We start from the raw sequence: 17,494 nt of genomic DNA on the forward strand, positions 1-17,494 counted from the left end.
ATCGTGTGATCGGTCATGTCATTCTCCCACGCCAAAGCACCCGGACGACACCGCCGCCGGGCAAAGAAAGTTGTGATTCTGCAATTTTGGAGAGCCGCCCCCCGCCCCCCCGGCGTCATCCTGAACTCGTTTCAGGATCCAGCCCTCAGCGAGTCCGGACCAAGCCCGCCGCACGGTGGATGCTGAAACACGTTCAGCATGACGGCAGCTTTTGGGGCGAGCGGTGACGGCGGGGTGTTGCAGCTTCAGCCCGAAATCGCGTGCACCCGCGCCAGCGGCTGCATCGGCTGCGCGACCAGGCTCACCTCGATCAGATCGAGCGCGGTCAACTCGCGCACCGCCGCGCCCGTGCGCACGCCAGCCCGCACCCGATACCCGATCGAAAGCCCCGAAACGCCCCCGCCGCGCACCATCCCCGCCAGCGCCGGATCGTCGATCCGCCCGATCACCCGCAACCCGCGCGAATCGGGCACGACCCGCTCGACCACGCCGACCGGCGCCCCCCGGTGATGCCACAGCAACGGCACGGGTGCGGACACATCGAACGCCCCCGCCCGGATCACGTCGCCGCCGCGATCCACCCGATCGAACACCGCGGCATAGCCTGCGAACCGCAAACTCACTTCACCCAGTCCCAGAAGCCGGTCTTCACCGCGATCCCGGTCAACAACAGCGCGCCGGCGATCCGCACGACCCACCCCAAAGCCGCCTTCCACACGCGCTTCTTCGCGTCGCGCCACGCCCCCAGCAGCTCGCGCAGCTCCGCCATGTCCTTGGGCGCCGCGCCATCGTCCAACCCCAGCCGCGCCAGCGCGCGCGTGGCGGACACCTCGCCCGCTTCCTCCGCGATCGCGCGCAGCGTCGTCAGGTCCGCGCCCTCGCTCGACCCTTGCGCGATCAACTGCGCCAGCAATGCACCACTCATTACGCATCTCCCACACCAACTGGCGCGATGCCGAGCATCGCGCGTTTCTCCTCGGAACTCAGGAAATCGGCGGCGCTCACTTGCCCCCACAGCCGCTCGCGATCCTCCGCCAGCGCGGTGATCCGGTCGAGGTCGACGCCCAGCATCGGCGTATCGAACCACCCGCCGAGCGCCTGCCCCAGCGCCGCCAGGATCGACCCCGCCAACGGCAGGATCGCGAGCCGCCACAACGCGCGGTTCGCCTCGCGGTAATTGGCGTAGGTCGCGTCGCCGGGCAGCCCGAGCAGCATCGGCGGCACCCCGAAGGCGGTTGCGATCTCGCGCGCGGCGGTCGCCTTCATGCCCGCAAAGTCCATGTCGGCGGGGGTGAGACTCAGCGGTTGCCACTTGAGCCCGCCCTCGAGCAGCATCGGCCGGCCGGCGTTGCGCGCGCCGGCGAACCCCGCGTCGAGTTCGCCGCGCAACCGCTCGAATTGCTCGCGCGACAGGCTCGACCCGTCGCCCGGATCGTAGACCAGCGCGCCCGAGGGCCGCGCCGCATTGTCGAGCAGCGCGGTGTTCCACGCCGCCGCGGCATTGTGCAGCGCCATCGCCCCCGCCGCGCTCGCCAGGCAGCCGAGCCCGTAATGGTCGTCGAGCGGATGGAACGCCTTGATATGCACCACCTGCGGCCGCCCCGCCGGATCCTCCGCAACCAACCGCACCGACCGCTCGCCGACGCCGTAGCGATAGGCGACCGGCCACCCCGCCGAATCGGGCTCGACCGTCACCCGCTCGGGCCGCAGCGCGAACAGCTCGACCACGTCGCCGCGCGCGTCGGTCAGCAATTGCACATAGGCGTTGCCGTGGAGCAGCAGTTGCGCCGCGACGCTCGCGCACAACGCCTGCCCGCCCGATCGCGCCTGGACCAGCGCGACGATCTCGGGCGCGCCCAGCAACGGCGCGTCCGCGATCCCCTCCGCAATCAGCCGCACCGCGCGCTGCGCGATCGCATTGCCGAGATACAGCGACCGCACCTGCGCCTCGTACGACCGCGGCACCTCCCCCACCCCGAACCCGCTCACGAACCGCGAGCGCGCACGATCGAGCGCCGGTCGCGATTCCTCGCGACCGGCGGCTTTCCAGCCGAACCATTTCATGATGTTCTCCTGTGCGGGCGCGAGCCTATGCCCGCGCGCCATGATCGGCGCGCGGCGATCACCGCCGCCGATGCTTGTTCAATCCGTCATTCGGTACGCGCACTGGCGGGACGAGGTGCCGCCTACCCATCCGTTCGGGCTGAGCGCAGTCGAAGCCCCACGCGCAGCGCAGGCCCTTCGACTGCGCTCAGGGCGAACGGAGGGGGAAACGCACGCCGGAGGCGATGCCCCCTTACCCCCGCGTCGCGAACCAGATCACGTGGCGCGGCCCCTTGCCGTTCTGCCGCGCCTTGACCGCGACCTCGTCGACCAGGAACCCCGCCGCCTTCAGCCGCGTGACGAAGCGCGCATCGGGCGCCGCCGACCAGATCGCCAGCACGCCCCCCGGACGCAACGCCGCCCGCGCCGCCGACAGCCCGCGCGGCGCGTACAAGCGGTTGTTCTCCGCGCGCACCAGCCCGTCCGGGCCGTTATCCACGTCCAGCAGGATCGCGTCATAGCCACCCTCGGGCGCCAGGATCGCCTCCGCGACGTCGCCCTCGAACACCCGCACGCGCGGATCGTCGAGGCACCCGTCCGCCACCGCCGCCATCGGCCCGCGCGCCCACGCCAGGATTTGCGGCACCAGCTCGGCGACGACGACCTCCGCGCGCACGCCCACGACCCCGAGCACCGCGCGCAGCGTAAACCCCATGCCGTAGCCGCCGATCAGCACCCGCGGCGCCGCGACACTCGACACACGCGCGCACGCCATCGTGCCCAGCGCCTCTTCGGAGCCGTTCATCCGCGTGCTCATCAATTCGTTGCGATCGACCACGATCATGAAATCGGCCCCGCGCCGGTACAGCGTCATGGCGTCCCCACCGGGGATCTGCGCCGTGTCGATCAATTCGCGCGGTACCATCGGACGCTATTTCCCTGCCGTCATCCGCATACCGGGACGGCGGCGGAGGCTCGCGTCCCTACCGACCGGCGCGGCAAAAAGCCACGCCGGTCGGCGGTGGGGATCAGCGTGCGGCGAGCACCGTTGCGCTCGCCAGCATGTGCCGCGCGACCTGATGCGACCAGATCGCATCGCCGGTCCGCGTTTCGAGCATCACATTGTCGAGCGTCAGCGCGCGGCGATAGACCGTCGCCGCCTCGCCGCTCCGCCCGGCGCGCGCATAAGCGTTGGCGAGTTCGATCTGCGCGCCGCCATCGCGCGGATCGACCTGCGCGCTCGCCTCGACCGACCGAATCGCGTCGGCGGATCGGGGCGCGGCAACCGCCACGGTCGACAGGCTCGCCGCTGCAACCAAACCCAAAGCCAAGGTCCTGATCATCGCTCCGTCTCCCATATTGGTCTGTTGCAGTTTGATGACACATATGCTGCACTTTTGTGAAATGGTTTCTGCAGGGGGGTGCCCTCGGCAATTCGGGCTGCTTTGGTCTGGGGCGCACCGCCCCTCACGGCGCCCGGACGCTGGCCGTCCGGCGCTTCGCAAGCATCAGCTCGCCCAGCGCCCACACCAAGGCATCCGCGCGATCCGGAGACCGCCCCGGCCCCTGATACCCACCGCCAACGACCATCCCGCACAGCTCGGTCTCCAGCTCGGCGAACATCCCGACATGTGACACCCGCCCGCGCTCGTACAAAATCGACACCGGCTCGGCGCGCGCGACCTTCCCCGCGGCGGCATGGACCAGCCGCAACGGCAGCCCCGCGTCCGCCGCGAGCAGCACGCTCTCGACCATCTTGCCGCCCTGGTTCTTCTCCGCGATCACCCGGTCAGCAGCGTGCCGCGCCGCGCATGCCGCCACCGCCTGCGCCCACCCTTCCGGCGACAGCCCGGAAACGCTCGCATCCTCCAGCACATAGCCCCGCCCGTCGCGCCCCAGCGCGACCGCGACGATCCCGCACGCATCCCCCCGCCCCGAGTCGGTCCCGGCGGGCGGATCGACCGCGACGATCGTCCGCACCAGCGCCGGCGCCGCCGCCACGCGACACGCATCGAATTGCGCACGCCGCCACAACGCGCCCTCGGCTTCCTCGATCAATTCGCCCGCAATCTCCTGCCGCGCGAGCCGCGTTCCGCCATACGCGTCCTCCAGCGCCGCGATGAACGCATCCGGCAAATGCGGATTGTCCTGTGTCCGCCCGACCGTCTGGACGAGGTCGCGCAGCGCCATCACCCGCCGCATCAGCGGGATCGGCCTGGGCGTCGTCGTCACCAGCACGCGCGGATTGTCCCCCAGCCGCATCCCGAGCATCAGATTGTCCCACGCCGCGTCGCCGTAGCGCCACTTGGCAAGCTCGTCGCACCACGCCGCATGATGTTCGGGCCCGCGCAGCGCCTCCGGGCTCGCCGCCGAGAAGATCGCCGCACGCGCACCCGAGGCGAACACGATCTCGCCCGCGCCGCGTCGGTAATCGACCGGCGCATCGCCGCGCGCGACCGAGACCAACCCGCTCTCGCCCTCGATCATCACGCGCCGCACGTCGTCGATCGTCGCGCCGACCAGCGCGATCCGCGCCCCCGGCATCGTCCGCGCGATCTCGCTGACCCATTCCGCCCCCGCGCGCGTCTTGCCGAACCCGCGCCCCGCACGGATCAGCCACACGCGCCAGTCGCCGGGCGGCGCGAGCTGCCCCGGATGCGCCCACAGGAACCACGCGTCGTTGAGCGCGCGGCGGTGCGCCGCGCTCAGCCCGCGCAGCAGTTCGACGCGCTCCTCCACCGACAGCGCGAGCATTCGCTCGACCAACGCCGCCGTCGCGCGCGTGCCGCTCTTCCGCCGCACCGCCTTTCGCGCACGGCGCGTGCCGCCGCTCATGCCGCACCCCGGCGTTTCTCGATCGCGCGCAGCTTCCGCAGGATCGCCGTATCGGCGTCGGCGATCGTGCTCCGCGCCTCGGGTGGCCCCGCCTTGTCGGCGCGTTTCGCCGCGCCGCCGCGATACGCGGTGAGCAGGCGCAGCGCGGCGTCCATGTCGAGGATCGTGCCGTGCGGCGTCTCGATCCCCGTCGCGCGCGCCGCGCCGGACAGGACGTGGCCAAGCACCAGCGTCTCGAGCAACTGATACCCGTTCTCGATCGCGGTCTGCCAGTCGCGGGCAAACGCCGCATCGTGCCGCCGCAAGGTATAGACCGCGCTGACCCGGACGCCTGCCACCGCCGCGGACGCGGTGACGTTGCCGCTGATCGCCAGGTGATCGAGGAACTTGCCCTTGCGCAGCGGTGTCCAGCGGACCCACCGCCGGCTTTGCGACGTGGTCGCTTCGGGCGCCGCCTGTAGGGTGTCGGGTTGAAGGGCCATCGCTGTCTCCACCGGTTCGCGCCAACGCAAACGGGCCGGAAAGCGTCCCCGCCCCGGCCCGTCCTCACCGCCCTCTCACCCCACCCGTCTACTCGGCGGCGGCGGTGCGCAATTCTTCATCGTTCCTGTTATGTACCAAAGCAGCGTCGCGATGTCAAGCACAATGTACCAGATCGGTTAGATACGGTTTTCCCTTTCGGTCGCGGCCTGAATCTCTGGACCGTTCTGCAGATCCGGGCGTTCGGCGGCTATCCTTTCAGGGAGACGGATCATGGCGAAGACATTGGCAGGGTTTACGGTCAGCAAGTCTGGCGAAGACTATACGATCACGATCGAGGAAGAGGGCGGCGCGACCGAGGAATATACCGCGACCTACGACCAGCTCGACCTGATCGTCGAGACGGTCGGCGAGACGCTCGACGAAGACGAGGAAGAAGCGCTCGCGGTCGACGGCGAGGGCGACGAAGACAAGGACTAAGCGACGCTCGCCCGGTTCGGGCGATGTCGGTGATATAGCGCCGCGCGGCCCATGCCGTGCGGCGCTTTTTATTACGGTTAACGGTCGTGCGGTGGCAAGCCCGCCCACGCGTTACCTCCAGCCCGATCCGTTTACTTATGGCACACCGTCCCAAATCGGGAAATTGACTCGCCCACACCAGACCCTGATCGTCGTGGTCACTATCCGGGGGGTCGCGTTCATGACACGTATTTCGAAAGTTTCGCTGTGGATCCTCGCGCTTGGCCTCGCCACGCAAGCCGGCGCGACCGCGATCGTCAATCCGCTTCCCCCGATCCCGCCGGGCCGTACCGTCGGCGTTCAGCGGTTCCTCACGGTCCCCCCGCTCGCACAAGCCGGGTCGAGCGTCCGGATCCAGCAGATCCAGCCCGTTCGCGACGGATCGAACCGGTTGATGATCAACGATACGCGCGGCCTGCTCTACGTCACCGACACGCGCGGCAGCGCGGCGCAGCCGTGGTTCGACATCCGGAGCCAGGGGGTCGGTTTCTCCAACAGCGCGAACAGCACGCAGACCGGGCTGATGAGCTTCGCCTTCCATCCCAATTTCGGGCGGGACGCGGCCAAGCCGGGCTACGACACCTTTTATACGATGGACACCAGCGCCCCGACGGGTCGCGCGACCTGGGCGGTCAGCGGCGCGCCCAACAATCACGAGAATATCGTCCACGAATGGACCGTCGCGGACCCGCACGCAGCGAGCGCGACGATCGTCTCGAACCGCGAAGTGCTGCGCGTGGCACAGCCCTATTCGGATCACGGCGCCGGGACGATCGCGTTCAACCCCGCCGCCGCCAGCGGCAGCACGGATTACGGCAAACTCTACATCGGGTTCGGCGACGGCGGGGCGGCGAACGACCCGTTCGACAGCGCGCAGAGCCTGACCAGCCCGTTCGGCAAGATCCTGCGGATCGACCCGGTCGATCCCGACGGCGCGGGGCCGCGGACCTATGCGATCCCGGCGGGCAATCCGTTCGCCGACCAGCCCGATGCGCGCCCCGAGGTCTGGGCCTACGGCCTGCGCAACCCGCAGAATTTCTCGTTCGATCCGTCGACCGGATCGATGCTCATTTCGGACATCGGCCAGAATCAGATCGAGGAGGTCAACGTCGGGCTGGCCGGCGCCAATTACGGCTGGCCGCTGCGCGAGGGCACCTTCGCGCGCGGGACCAGCGGATCGGACTTCAACATCTACGCCACCCCCGCGAACGACGGGCGCTTCGCCGATCCGATCGCGCAATATGACCATGAGGAGATCTTCCGCGACGGTCACACGCTGGCCGGGGTCGGCGGCGCGTTCCTCTACGCCGGCACTGCGATTCCGGAGTTGATCGGCAAGGTCGTGCTGGGCGATCTGGTCACGGGACGGCTGTTCTATTTCTCGCCCGACGGCGCGGTGAACGGCGCGCCTGCGCCCCTGTCCGAACTGTTCCTGACGCTCGACGCCATGCCGACCACGATGCTGGCGCTCGCCGGAACGAGCAACGGCGCGGGCGGCCGCGTCGATCTGCGCCTCGGGCGCGATGCCGATGGCGAACTCTATCTGCTCACCAAGACGCGGGGCGAAATCTTCCGGCTGGTCGGCAGCGTCCCCGAGCCCGCGACCTGGGCAATGCTGCTGCTCGGCTTCGCGATGATCGGCGGGATGGTCCGCCGCCGCGGCGCCGCGGCGACCGCGACGGCGTAACGCCGTTCCGCGGGGGCCAAGCGATCCGTCGCCCGGCCCCCGCGGACGTCAGGCTCAGCGGCAGCGCACCTGCGCATTGTTCTGGTCGACCGACTTGCCGACCAGCCCGCCCGCGAGTGCACCGAGGATCGTCCCCACGCCGCGCGAATGCCCGCCGTCGATCACATTGCCGAGCACACCCCCGCCGACCGCGCCCGCGATCAGGCCGGTCGTCCCGTCGTTGCGCTTGCAATAATAGCGCCCGTCGTTCCCGGCATAGACCCGGTCGTCCGGACCAAGCACGCGCTCCTGATAGCGCGAGGGATCGTTGCGGTAATAGCGCGACGGATCGTAATTGCCTTCGTCGCGATTATCGAACTCCGGATCGGCGTACCGCGAGTCGTCGTAGGCGGCCGGACGCGGGTTGCGATAGCCGCGCGCGCGTGCTTGCTGATATCGGTCGTATTCGGCGCGGAACGTGCGCCATTCGTTGTCGAACCGCTGCTGCGCCTGCTGGAAACGCGCCTCGTCCGCCTGGTTCTGCGCCAAAACGGGGGTCGCGACGGCGAGGCTCGAGCCGATCAGCAGCATCGCGACGCGAACGAAAGGATTCATCGGGGTCTTCTCCATTCCACCTGTGGAACCATCTATAGGCGCGCCGCCCGATGAACCGGACATTTCCGCCTTTCGCCTCACCGCAAGCCCGCGCGCACCGCTTCCCATGCCGCGATTTCATCGTCATAGCGGCGCGTGATCGTCACCGGCCCGGCGGTCGCGCTGGCCAAGTCGACGTCGACCGTGCCGCGCCATTCGAACGTCGCATTGCCCGACAGCCGCACCATGCCCGCGGCACTCGCCTCGGAGCGCACCATGCCGCCCCGATTTAACACCGTGATCTCCGTGTCATAGCCGCACCGCGCGGTCAGGCACGCGGCGAAGGTGGATGCCGCCATCGCGCTCCCGCAACTGTCGGTCAGCCCGATCCCGCGCTCGAAGGTCCGCACGAACAGCGTCGTCGTATCGCGCACCTCGACGAACGAGACGTTGGCGCGGTTGGGCAGCCAGTCGGGCGCCGCTTCGCACATCGTCCCCAAATCAACGAGTTCGGCCTCGTCGATCGTCCCGACGAAGGTCACCAGATGCGGATTGGGCATCGCCACCGCGGTAAAGCGCCGGGCGCTGCCGAGCGGCGGCACCGGCGCATCGACGATTCGTGCCATCCCCGCCTGCAGCGGCCAACGCGTCACGTCGAGATCGGCCGGCCCCGCCACTTCGCGTATGGTAAAGACACCGGGCGCCAGCGCCGGATCGCGCGAAACGTCCGCCGCGGATTGCTTGAGCCCGACCCGCGCCGCCGCGATCCCGAGCGCCTCGAACCCCGCGCGCGCCACGCACCGCAACCCGTTGAGGCACGTCTCGGACTCACTCCCATCCGAATTGAACATCCGCATTTCAAACGGATAGCTATCCTGCCGGTTCGCCAGCAGCAGGATCCCGTCCCCGCCGACGCTTCCTGCCCGGTCCGCCAGCGCGATTGCGACCTGCGCCCAAGCGGTGTCGTCCAGGTCGATCGCGCGCGCGTCGATCAGCGGAAAATCATTGCCCGAACCGTGGCATTTGAGAATGTCGAACTGCATGCCCGCCGCCATAGCCGCTTCCGTGGCCCCATGCGAGCGGCACGCGCCGTCACGCCAGGCCATAATGATCCGCCAGCCGATCCAGCGCGAGCGTCAGCACCACGCGTCCGCTCCGCTGCGGCCAGCCGAGCGCCCGTTCAGCGTCCGGCACCCCCTCGCCCGCGCAGATCACGCGCCACAGCACGTCGCAAAGGCCCCGCCCGGCCCCATCGAGCGCCGCATCGAACCGGCGCTTCGCCGCGATTTGCGCGGTCGTCGGGTCGAGCGCACCGCCGCCGCCGCCATCGACTCGCGCCGCCCAGCGCATCGTCACCGACGGCGCGAGCGCGGCGCGTTCGTAATCCGCTCGCAACCGCTCCCCAGCCTCGAATTGCCGCGCATCGACCAGTCCGCGCGAGCGCAGCCAACCGAGCGGGGACTCTGCGAGGTTGACCGTTACGGTCCGCCCACGCCCCCCGCCCCGGTCCCGCTCACCGGAAACGATTCCCCGCGCATCGAAGCCGCGTTCCACCAAGTCTCGCATCGCCCAGGTCCTCTTCGAGTCGGCAACGGGATTGCCATGAGGGCGGGTCTGTAGGACAGAGACAAACCCATCTGGTTTTCTCGGGCAGGACGAATCGCGTATGATCACCGCCATCCGCGAAGTCCGCCGTGCCAAGGGCATGACGCTCGACGACGTCGCGCGCGCCTGCGTGCCGCCAACCACCGCGCAGACGATCGGGCGGCTCGAAACCGGAACGCGGACGGTGTCGGTCGGCTGGCTCAACCGCATCGCCGACGCGCTGGGGGTGCGCGCCGCCGATCTCGTGCGCTTGCCCGACCAACCCAACATTCCGGTTGCCGCGGTGCTCGACCCCGAGGGCGCCTATGCCCCGCGCCGCACCGCGACCGTCGCGCCGCCGGTCGCGACCCCGGAGCATGTCGCGGTCACCGTCATCGCGAGCATCGGCGATTACCGCGCCGGGGACGAGATCTGGTGCGAGCGGTTGGCCCCCGACCAGTTCACCCGCGCGCTCAATCGCGACGTGCTGGTACCGCGCCCGGCCGGACGGTTCCTGTTCGGCCGAATGATCGGCCACGACGGCGCCCGGCTGCATCTGCTACCGATCGGCCCCGGCACCCGCCAGCAAGTCGTCACCGATCCACCGTGGATCGCAACCGCCGTCCGATTGGTTCGTAGCTTATGATCGCCTCCCTGCTCCTTGCCGCCGCCTGGTCGTGGCAAGCCGTCCCCGCGCCCGCACAACCTGCACCGCTCCCCGTCGCGCAAGCCGAGATCGTCGCGACTTACCCGCACGATCCGCGCGCCTTCACCGAAGGGCTGCTGATCGATCGCGGCACGCTGTACGAAAGCACAGGACGCGAAGGCCAGTCCGACATCCGCCGAGTCGACCTCAAGACCGGGCGCGTGCTGGCGAGCGTGAAGCTCGCGCCGCAGCTGTTCGGCGAGGGCATCGTCGCGTGGCGCAACCAGTTGCTCAGCGTGACCTGGCATGGCGGCCAGGGCTTCAAATGGAGCCTCCCGGGCCTCAAGCGCACCGGCGGCTTCCGCTACACCGGCGAAGGCTGGGCGATGACCGACGACGGTCGCAACATCATCCTGTCGGACGGGACGCCGGTGCTGCGCTTCCTCGACCCGTCGACGCAGAAGGTCGTGCGGCGCCTCACCGTCACCGCCAACGGCCGCCCGGTGCAGCAGCTCAACGAGCTCGAATATGTCGACGGACAGATCTACGCCAATATCTGGATGACGCCGTATATCGCGCGGATCGACCCCGCCAACGGGCGTGTGGTCGGGGTGATCGACGTATCCCCCCTGATCGCCAAGGTCGCGCTGGCCGACCGCGATTCGGTCCCCAACGGCATCGCCTACGACCGCGTCGCGCACCGACTGTACGTAACGGGCAAGAACTGGCCGAGCCTGTTCGAGATCAAGCGCCCGCGCTGATCTACGCGAAGTCGGCACACGCAAAAAACCCCGGCGGTCGCGCACGCGACCACCAGGGTTGTTCGAGACCGCCCCCCGCGCAGTGCTGCCCAACAAGGAAAGGCAGGGGATGGCCCGGTCGGCCCCGTCACCCAGGATAGGGGGACGGGCGACGGGACCGGTCGGTTTAGCCGAGCAGCTTCAGCACGCCCTGCTGCGACTGGTTCGCCTGAGCGAGCAGCGCGGTCGACGCCTGGCTGAGGATCTGCGCCTTGGCGAGGTTGGTCGTCTCGGTCGAGAAGTCGACGTCTTCGATGCGGCTCTTCGCGTCGGTCAGGTTGGCGACGCTCGAGGTCAAAGTGTTGACGACCGAGGAGAGACGGCTCTGGCCGGCGCCGAGCGATGCGCGGGTTTTGGCGACAGTCTGCAACGCCGTATCGAGCGTAGAGAGCAGCGACGAGGCGCGGCCCGAACTGTCGACCTTCCCGGCGATCGCCGCATCGAGATCCAGGCCGCCAGCCGAAAGCGCGACGAGGTCGGTCGCGTTCGAGCCCGTCTGGATATTGATGGTAACGGCTGCCTTACCAAGCAGCGTGACACCGTTGAAGTTGGTCTTGGACTGAATGTCCGTCAACTGGGCAGTAAGCTGCGTGACTTCCGCCTGAAGATTGTCGCGGTCACCAGCGACCGGGGTACCGGCGCTTGCGTCGCCCGTGTACGTGCCCGAAGCGGATTGCACTGCCAGCTCGCGAATACGCTGCAGGATGTTCGTCACTTCGCCCAGGGCACCGTCCGCGGTCTGCGACAACGCGATGCCGTCGTTGGCGTTGCGGATCGCCTGGTTCTGGCCCTTGATCTGCGACGTAAACGACGAAGCGATCGCGAGACCGGCGGCGTCGTCCTTCGCCGAGTTGATGCGCTTGCCGGTCGACAGGCGCTCGATGCTGGTCTGCAGCGCGCTGTTTGCGGCGTTCGACGAGTTGCTCGCCTTGAGCGCGGCGACGTTGGTTCCGATAACGGTCATTGATGGTCTCCAGGAAGGTCCGGCAATCCCGCCGCCCCCTATCGGAGAGCCGAGCCGCCATCCCAGGTAACGACCGTTCCGTCCCGGCTTTAAGCGCCGCCGCGCACTTTTTTCTGCGGCGCGTTCGTGCCGCCAACTATCTGGCGGCAAAGCGGAAAAAAATTGCCGGGTTGATGCCCGATTTAACGCGGAATTTACTACGGACCCCCCATTCCCCGAATCGACAAGGGGATTTCCATGCGATCCATCGTTCCATCGGCTGCCATTCTTCGCCAGCATTACGCGCTGGTTTCGTGCCTGCGCGCGCAGGGCTTCACGATCGGCTCGTATCAAGACGGCAAGCGCGCGCCGGGCGAGTTCTACCTCGTCGCGGCCGGGGAAACCCCGCCGGTCTCGGCGCGCACCGTCGTCCTCGGCAACGAAGGGCGGATGATCATGCCGTCGCGCGACGGCAGCCCGGCCTATGTCTCCTATGACGAAACCGACGCCGCGGTCGGCGCAGGCTTCGTCCGCGCATTGCTCGCCGATTCAGACATGCCGACCGCCGCCGATCCCGAGAGCCTCGCGCTCCACACGCTCGCCGATCGCGTCGCCGCCGCCGACATCACGGTGCTGATCAACGGCCCGACCGGCACCGGCAAGGAAGTGCTCGCGCGCTCGATCCACCTGAAGTCCAACCGCGCCGCCAAGCCGTTCATCGCGATCAACTGCGCCGCGCTCCCCGAGACGATGCTCGAAGCACTGCTGTTCGGCCACCAGAAGGGGGCGTTCACCGGCGCCTCGTCGGGGGGCGACGGCTTCTTCCGTGCGGCCGACGGCGGCACGCTGCTGCTCGACGAGATCGCGGAGATGCCGCTTCTGCTCCAATCGAAGCTGCTCCGCGCGTTGCAGGAGCGCGAGATCGTTCCGATCGGCGCGACCACGCCGCAGCCGATCGACGTCCGCATCATCGCCAGCGCCAACCGCGACTTGCAGGACGAAGTCGCCGCGGGCCGCTTCCGCGCCGATCTCTATTATCGCCTGTCGGTCTTCCCGCTCACCACCAAGCCGCTCGCCGACCGCGTGCAGGACATTCCCGCGCTCGTCGCGACGCTGATCCTGCGGCATGCCGGCAACCGCACGACGATCCCCTGGCCGTGCGCCGAGGCGATCGAGCTGCTGGCGCAGCACGACTGGCCCGGCAACGTCCGCGAGCTCGAGAACGTCCTCCAGCGTGCGCTGCTGTTCGCGGGCGGCGACACGATCCTGCCCGCGCACATCGTGTTCGACCGCCCCAGCGCGCGCGCGACGATCGCGGTCACCGAAGTGCAGGCTCCCGCGACGCTCGGCAACATCGTCCAGATGCACGAATTCCAGGCGATCCGCGAAACGCTCGCCGCGTGCAACGGCAGCCGGATCGAGACCGCCAAGCGGCTCGGCATTTCGGAGCGGACCTTGCGCTACCGATTGGCCAAGGCGCGAGAACAAGGCGACGACATCATCCGCGCGCATGACCGCACCGCGGTGTCGGCATGAGCGTCGGTGGCATCGGTGGCGCGGGCGGGATCGACCGCGTCATGGCGCTCCGCGCGCAGATTCTCGAACGCAACCAAGCGCTTGCCCGGGCCAGCGCGACGCCGGCCGCGGCACCGGTCACCGAAACAAAGCCCGCCAGCTTTGCCCAGTCGATGCAAACCGCACTGGAGAACGTCAACCAGGGCCAGTCGCAGGCCGCCAAGCTCAGCGAAAGTTATGAGCGCGGCGAGACCGTCGACATCGCCAAGGTGATGCTCGCCCGCCAGCAGGCGTCCGTCGGGTTCGAGGCGACGCTGCAGGTCCGCAACAAACTCCTGTCCGCCTACAAGGACATCATGAGCATGCCGGTCTGACATGAGCAACGCCCTCACCCCCTCACCGCAGCCGCAGCTGCCCGCCACCGTCGCCTCGCTCGTGCCCGAGCGCTTTGCCAATCCGCTCGCACAGATGCAGGGCCTGCTCGCGCAACCTGCGGTCCGCCGCAGCTTACCGATGGTGCTGCTCGTCGGCCTGCTCGCCACCGCGGCTGCCGCGTGGATGATGCTCGCGACACCGACGCAGAAGACGCTGTTCTCGGGTCTGTCGGATGCCGACAAGGGCTCGGTCACCACCGCGCTGACCACCGCCAACATCAAGTCGCACATCGACGATTCGACCGGCGCAGTGACCGTCAACGAGGAAGACTTCTCCCGCGCGCGCATCCTGCTCGCGGGCCAGGGCCTCCCCAAGGCGGCCCCCGGTGGATACCAGATCCTCGACAACCTCCCGATGGGCGTGTCGCGCGCGGTCGAGGGCGAACGCCTGCGCCAGGCCCGCGAAACCGAACTCGCGCGCTCGATCCAGGAAATCGACGCGATCGCCGAGGCGCGCGTCCATCTCGCGACGCCCGAAGCCTCGGTATTCGTGCGCGACAATGCCGCGCCGTCCGCCTCGGTGATCGTCAAGCTCCAGCCCGGACGCAGTCTGGGCGATGCGCAGGTCTCCTCGATCGTCAACCTCGTCGCCTCCTCGGTCCCGGGGATGAAGCCCGAGAACGTCACGATCGTCGACCAGATGGGCGGCTTGCTCACCAAGGGCGCGAACGAAAGCGCGATCAGCGCCGCGACCGACGAACGCATCGCGTTCCAGCGCCGCGTCGAGGAAAAGTACCGTGCGCAGATCGTCCAGTTGCTGACCCCGTTGGTCGGCGCGGGCAATTTCACCGCCGAAGTCCAGGCCGACGTCGACCTCAACGAGACGCAGGCGACCAAGGAAAGCTACGACAAGGCCGGCGCGCTGCGTGTCGAGCAGGGCCAGTGGACCAGCAACGGCAAGGACGGCGGGCAAGCGCCCGGCGGCATCCCCGGCGCGCTGTCGAACACCCCGCCGCCAGCGTCGACGCTGACGACACCACAACCCGCGCCGACGCCCGGTGCCCCGGGTGCGCCAGGCGCAACCGCGCCAGCTGCCGCTACGGGGCCCGCAGCCGCCGCAGCGGGTGCAGTCAGCGATGCCCTCAAGGCCAGCGACCAATATTCGCGCGCTTACGATCTCGGCAAGGAAGTGTCGGTCAGCCGCACCGCCCCCGGCGCGATCACGCATCTTTCGGTTGCGGTCCTGCTGCGCGACCCCGAAACCGGCAAGCCGCGCGGCACGGTGGAAATCCAGCAAATCACGCAGCTGGTGCAAAGCGCGGTCGGCTACAACCAGCCGCGTGGCGACGTCGTCACCGTCATCAGCCGCAAGTTCGCCGGCGCCTCGGCACTCGACGACAAGCAGCCGTGGTACGAAGCGGGCTGGCTCCCCGTGGTGGCGCGCAACCTCACCGCGATCGTCGTCGCGCTGCTGGTGCTGTTCCTCGGCGTCCGCCCGCTGGTCAAGGCGATCGGCAAGAAGAAGGGCGAGGATACCGCCGCAAGCCAGAACGGGCTCCCGCGCGACCTGCTCGGCGAAGCGCAGGGCGGTGGCCTCGCCGCACCGCAGACCGGCGCGCCCGTCACGATCGACGCGCTCGAAGGCGCGCGCAGCTATGACGAGCGGATCGGGATGGTCCGTGGCTTTACCCGCGACAACCCCGCGCGCGCTGCGCTCGCCGTGCGCGACATGATCAAGTCATGACCCCTGCTGTCCGCAGCTATACCGGGGTCGAGCGCGCCGCGGTGCTGATGATGCTCGTGGGCGAGGAAGAGGCTGCCGCGATCCTGCAGAAGCTCGATCCCGAGGAAGTCCGCCAGCTCGGCAAGGCGATGTTCGCGGTCGCGGACGTGAGCGAGGCCGAAGTTGCCGACGTGCTCGACGATTTCGTCGGCCACGCGCGCGAGCGCACCGCAATCGGGTTCGACCCGCGCCCGCGGATCGAAGCGGTAATGACCCGCGCGCTTGGCCAGGAAAAGGCCGACAGCGTCCTCGCGCGGATCGTCCCCGCGGAGGACGCCTGCCAGCTCGACCTGCTCGACTGGCTCGACGCTGGCGAGATCGCGTCGATGATCGAGAAGGAACATCCCCAGATCGCCGCAGTCCTGATCGCCAATCTAGACCCCGCGATCGGTGCGCAGGTGCTCGAACTGATGCCCGATGCGGTCCAGCCCGACATCCTCCACCGGCTCGCGCGATTGGGGCCGATCACGCCCGAGGCGGTCGAGACGCTCAAAACCATGCTCGCCAACCGTACCAGCACCGGCAAGGCGCAGGCGGGCGTCACGCTCGGCGGCACCAAGGACGCCGCCAAGATCCTGTCGAGCGGGCGAAAGGCGACCGAGCTCCGCGTCATGCCGAAATTGTTTAAGATCGACCGCGACGTCGCCAAGGCGATCGAGGAAGCGATGTTCGTGTTCGACAATCTGCTCGAGCTCGACGACAAGAATCTCGGTACGCTGATCCGCAACATCGACAGCGACGTGCTCACGCGCGCGCTCAAGGGCGTCGACGAAAGCATCCGCGCCCGTTTCCTCGGCTGCATGTCGAGCCGCGCCGCCGACGGCATCCGCGACGAGATGGAATCGCGCGGGCCGATGAAGCTTTCCGAAGTGCTCGATGCACAGAAGATCATCATCCAGATCGCGCGCAATCTCGCCAAGGACGGCACTATCCAGATGGGTGGCGGGGAGGACGATTATGTCTGAGTTCGTCGCGGGCTTCTCGCCGCGCAGCCAAGGGATTGCGGATGCACTCAAGGCCGCCTTCGCCCCACGCGTCGGGGGCTTCGCCGCCGCTGACCTGCGCGAACGCGCCGGCGGTCACGGCCCGGTCGCCTTCGCGGTCCGGCCCGAGGGACCACGCCACTTTTCCCCCGCCGACCGCGATGTGAACCCGACCGAGGGCTGGGATCCGTTCGACGCGGACGCGACGCCCACGACGCCGTTCGTCGACCCGGTCGTCGCCGCGCATGCTGCGGGTTATGCCGAGGGCATGGACGCGGCGCTCGCAGAGGTGGCCGCGAACGTCGAACGCGACCATCGGCTGCTGACGGAGCTCGCCGCCGCGCTCCAGGCGGGCGAACGCTTCGACCGCGAGGCAACCGCACGCCGGTTGCGCCAGACCGTGATGCTCCTCGTCACGCAAATCGTCGGCGACGTCGGGATTTCGCCCGAACTGCTGGCACGACGGATCGATTCGGCGGCAGAGCTGCTCAGTGACGGCGCGGAATCGGCCATGCTGCGCGTGAATCCGGCGGACGTCACGCTGCTGGAGGGCAAGTTGCCCAAGCAAGTCTTTGCGGTGGGCGATGCGGCGGTTGCGCGCGGGTCGTTCGTTCTGGAAAGCGCCTCGACGATCGTCGAGGACGGGCCGGAACTGTGGATCGAACAGCTCGGTGCGGCGATCGACCGCGTTGCGGTGCCGACGCACTGATGGTGCGCGCCCCCCTCCAT

Annotated in this window: 19 protein-coding genes and 2 pseudogenes; 10 read left to right on the forward strand and 11 right to left on the reverse strand. The window is 68.7% G+C overall.

Features of this window, described 5'->3' with window-relative positions:
• Window positions 1-245: 245 nt before the first annotated feature.
• From QBJ92_RS14950 to QBJ92_RS14980, 7 genes are all read right to left on the reverse strand, one after another.
• Window positions 246-623: an HK97 family phage prohead protease gene (locus QBJ92_RS14950; RefSeq protein WP_277970500.1), complete on the reverse strand. Its 378-nt coding sequence runs from the start codon at window positions 621-623 to the stop codon at window positions 246-248.
• On the reverse strand, window positions 620-925 hold the full coding sequence (locus QBJ92_RS14955) for a DUF6127 family protein (protein ID WP_277970501.1): 306 nt from the start codon (window positions 923-925) through the stop codon (window positions 620-622). Before QBJ92_RS14955 ends, QBJ92_RS14950 begins: the two co-directional genes overlap by 4 nt.
• Window positions 925-2,064: a phage portal protein gene (locus QBJ92_RS14960; RefSeq protein ID WP_277970502.1), complete on the reverse strand. Its 1,140-nt coding sequence runs from the start codon at window positions 2,062-2,064 to the stop codon at window positions 925-927. Before QBJ92_RS14960 ends, QBJ92_RS14955 begins: the two co-directional genes overlap by 1 nt.
• 232 nt (window positions 2,065-2,296) lie before the next feature.
• Window positions 2,297-2,968, reverse strand: a complete 672-nt coding sequence (locus tag QBJ92_RS14965) for a spermidine synthase (RefSeq protein WP_277970503.1) — start codon at window positions 2,966-2,968, stop codon at window positions 2,297-2,299.
• A gap of 103 nt (window positions 2,969-3,071) precedes the next feature.
• Window positions 3,072-3,386, reverse strand: coding sequence for a BTAD domain-containing putative transcriptional regulator (locus QBJ92_RS14970; RefSeq protein WP_277970504.1), 315 nt, complete (start codon window positions 3,384-3,386; stop codon window positions 3,072-3,074).
• A gap of 124 nt (window positions 3,387-3,510) precedes the next feature.
• Window positions 3,511-4,878 (reverse strand): DNA-packaging protein, encoded by a 1,368-nt coding sequence (locus QBJ92_RS14975; protein ID WP_431358416.1) that lies wholly within the window; start codon window positions 4,876-4,878, stop codon window positions 3,511-3,513.
• Window positions 4,875-5,360: a hypothetical protein gene (locus tag QBJ92_RS14980; RefSeq protein ID WP_277970505.1), complete on the reverse strand. Its 486-nt coding sequence runs from the start codon at window positions 5,358-5,360 to the stop codon at window positions 4,875-4,877. The genes QBJ92_RS14975 and QBJ92_RS14980 overlap by 4 nt, the downstream gene beginning before the upstream one ends.
• Before the next feature lie 271 nt (window positions 5,361-5,631).
• Here QBJ92_RS14980 and QBJ92_RS14985 point away from each other — a divergent pair, with 271 nt between their 5' ends.
• The 3 genes and pseudogenes from QBJ92_RS14985 to QBJ92_RS20670 form a co-directional block, all read left to right on the forward strand.
• Window positions 5,632-5,838 (forward strand): hypothetical protein, encoded by a 207-nt coding sequence (locus QBJ92_RS14985; protein ID WP_277970506.1) that lies wholly within the window; start codon window positions 5,632-5,634, stop codon window positions 5,836-5,838.
• Between the two features lie 433 nt (window positions 5,839-6,271).
• Window positions 6,272-7,291: pseudogene (locus QBJ92_RS14990) on the forward strand (PQQ-dependent sugar dehydrogenase); the annotation flags it as partial.
• A gap of 165 nt (window positions 7,292-7,456) precedes the next feature.
• Window positions 7,457-7,564 (forward strand): annotated as a pseudogene (locus QBJ92_RS20670) (PEPxxWA-CTERM sorting domain-containing protein); the annotation flags it as partial.
• 54 nt (window positions 7,565-7,618) lie between these two features.
• On the opposite strand, the gene QBJ92_RS14995 reads toward QBJ92_RS20670, so the two are convergent.
• The 3 genes from QBJ92_RS14995 to QBJ92_RS15005 all read right to left on the reverse strand — a co-directional run bounded on the left by QBJ92_RS14995 (window position 7,619) and on the right by QBJ92_RS15005 (window position 9,703).
• Complete coding sequence (locus QBJ92_RS14995) at window positions 7,619-8,134, reverse strand: glycine zipper 2TM domain-containing protein (protein ID WP_277970559.1); 516 nt, start codon at window positions 8,132-8,134, stop codon at window positions 7,619-7,621.
• Between the two features lie 101 nt (window positions 8,135-8,235).
• Window positions 8,236-9,180, reverse strand: coding sequence for a diaminopimelate epimerase (gene dapF / locus QBJ92_RS15000; protein WP_277970560.1), 945 nt, complete (start codon window positions 9,178-9,180; stop codon window positions 8,236-8,238).
• Between the two features lie 49 nt (window positions 9,181-9,229).
• Complete coding sequence (locus QBJ92_RS15005; protein WP_277970508.1) at window positions 9,230-9,703, reverse strand: DUF6456 domain-containing protein; 474 nt, start codon at window positions 9,701-9,703, stop codon at window positions 9,230-9,232.
• 100 nt (window positions 9,704-9,803) lie between these two features.
• On the opposite strand from QBJ92_RS15005, the gene QBJ92_RS15010 reads away from it, so the two are divergent.
• Both QBJ92_RS15010 and QBJ92_RS15015 read left to right on the forward strand, forming a co-directional pair.
• Window positions 9,804-10,367 (forward strand): helix-turn-helix domain-containing protein, encoded by a 564-nt coding sequence (locus QBJ92_RS15010; RefSeq protein ID WP_277970509.1) that lies wholly within the window; start codon window positions 9,804-9,806, stop codon window positions 10,365-10,367.
• A complete protein-coding gene (locus QBJ92_RS15015) occupies window positions 10,364-11,128 on the forward strand; it encodes a glutaminyl-peptide cyclotransferase (RefSeq protein ID WP_277970510.1) in 765 nt (254 codons plus the stop codon). The genes QBJ92_RS15010 and QBJ92_RS15015 overlap by 4 nt, the downstream gene beginning before the upstream one ends.
• 166 nt (window positions 11,129-11,294) lie before the next feature.
• On the opposite strand, the gene QBJ92_RS15020 is transcribed toward QBJ92_RS15015, so the two are convergent.
• The gene (locus tag QBJ92_RS15020; protein WP_277970511.1) at window positions 11,295-12,131 is read right to left on the reverse strand and encodes a flagellin; all 837 of its coding nucleotides are present in this window, start codon (window positions 12,129-12,131) and stop codon (window positions 11,295-11,297) included.
• Between the two features lie 237 nt (window positions 12,132-12,368).
• On the opposite strand from QBJ92_RS15020, the gene QBJ92_RS15025 reads away from it, so the two are divergent.
• Genes QBJ92_RS15025 through QBJ92_RS15045 form a run of 5 tightly spaced genes read left to right on the forward strand, consistent with a single transcriptional unit; the run spans window position 12,369 to window position 17,474 of the window.
• Window positions 12,369-13,646, forward strand: coding sequence for a sigma-54 interaction domain-containing protein (locus QBJ92_RS15025; RefSeq protein ID WP_277970512.1), 1,278 nt, complete (start codon window positions 12,369-12,371; stop codon window positions 13,644-13,646).
• A complete protein-coding gene (gene fliE / locus QBJ92_RS15030; RefSeq protein WP_277970513.1) occupies window positions 13,643-13,999 on the forward strand; it encodes a flagellar hook-basal body complex protein FliE in 357 nt (118 codons plus the stop codon). Before QBJ92_RS15025 ends, fliE begins: the two co-directional genes overlap by 4 nt.
• A 1-nt stretch (window position 14,000) precedes the next feature.
• Window positions 14,001-15,743, forward strand: a complete 1,743-nt coding sequence (fliF, locus tag QBJ92_RS15035; RefSeq protein ID WP_277970514.1) for a flagellar basal-body MS-ring/collar protein FliF — start codon at window positions 14,001-14,003, stop codon at window positions 15,741-15,743.
• Complete coding sequence (gene fliG / locus QBJ92_RS15040) at window positions 15,740-16,747, forward strand: flagellar motor switch protein FliG (RefSeq protein WP_277970515.1); 1,008 nt, start codon at window positions 15,740-15,742, stop codon at window positions 16,745-16,747. The genes fliF and fliG overlap by 4 nt, the downstream gene beginning before the upstream one ends.
• Window positions 16,740-17,474, forward strand: coding sequence for a FliH/SctL family protein (locus tag QBJ92_RS15045; protein ID WP_277970516.1), 735 nt, complete (start codon window positions 16,740-16,742; stop codon window positions 17,472-17,474). Before fliG ends, QBJ92_RS15045 begins: the two co-directional genes overlap by 8 nt.
• Window positions 17,475-17,494 lie beyond the last annotated feature (20 nt).

This window comes from Sphingomonas echinoides (genome assembly GCF_029623395.1).
In the GTDB taxonomy this organism is placed as follows: Bacteria; Pseudomonadota; Alphaproteobacteria; order Sphingomonadales; family Sphingomonadaceae; genus Sphingomonas; species Sphingomonas echinoides_A.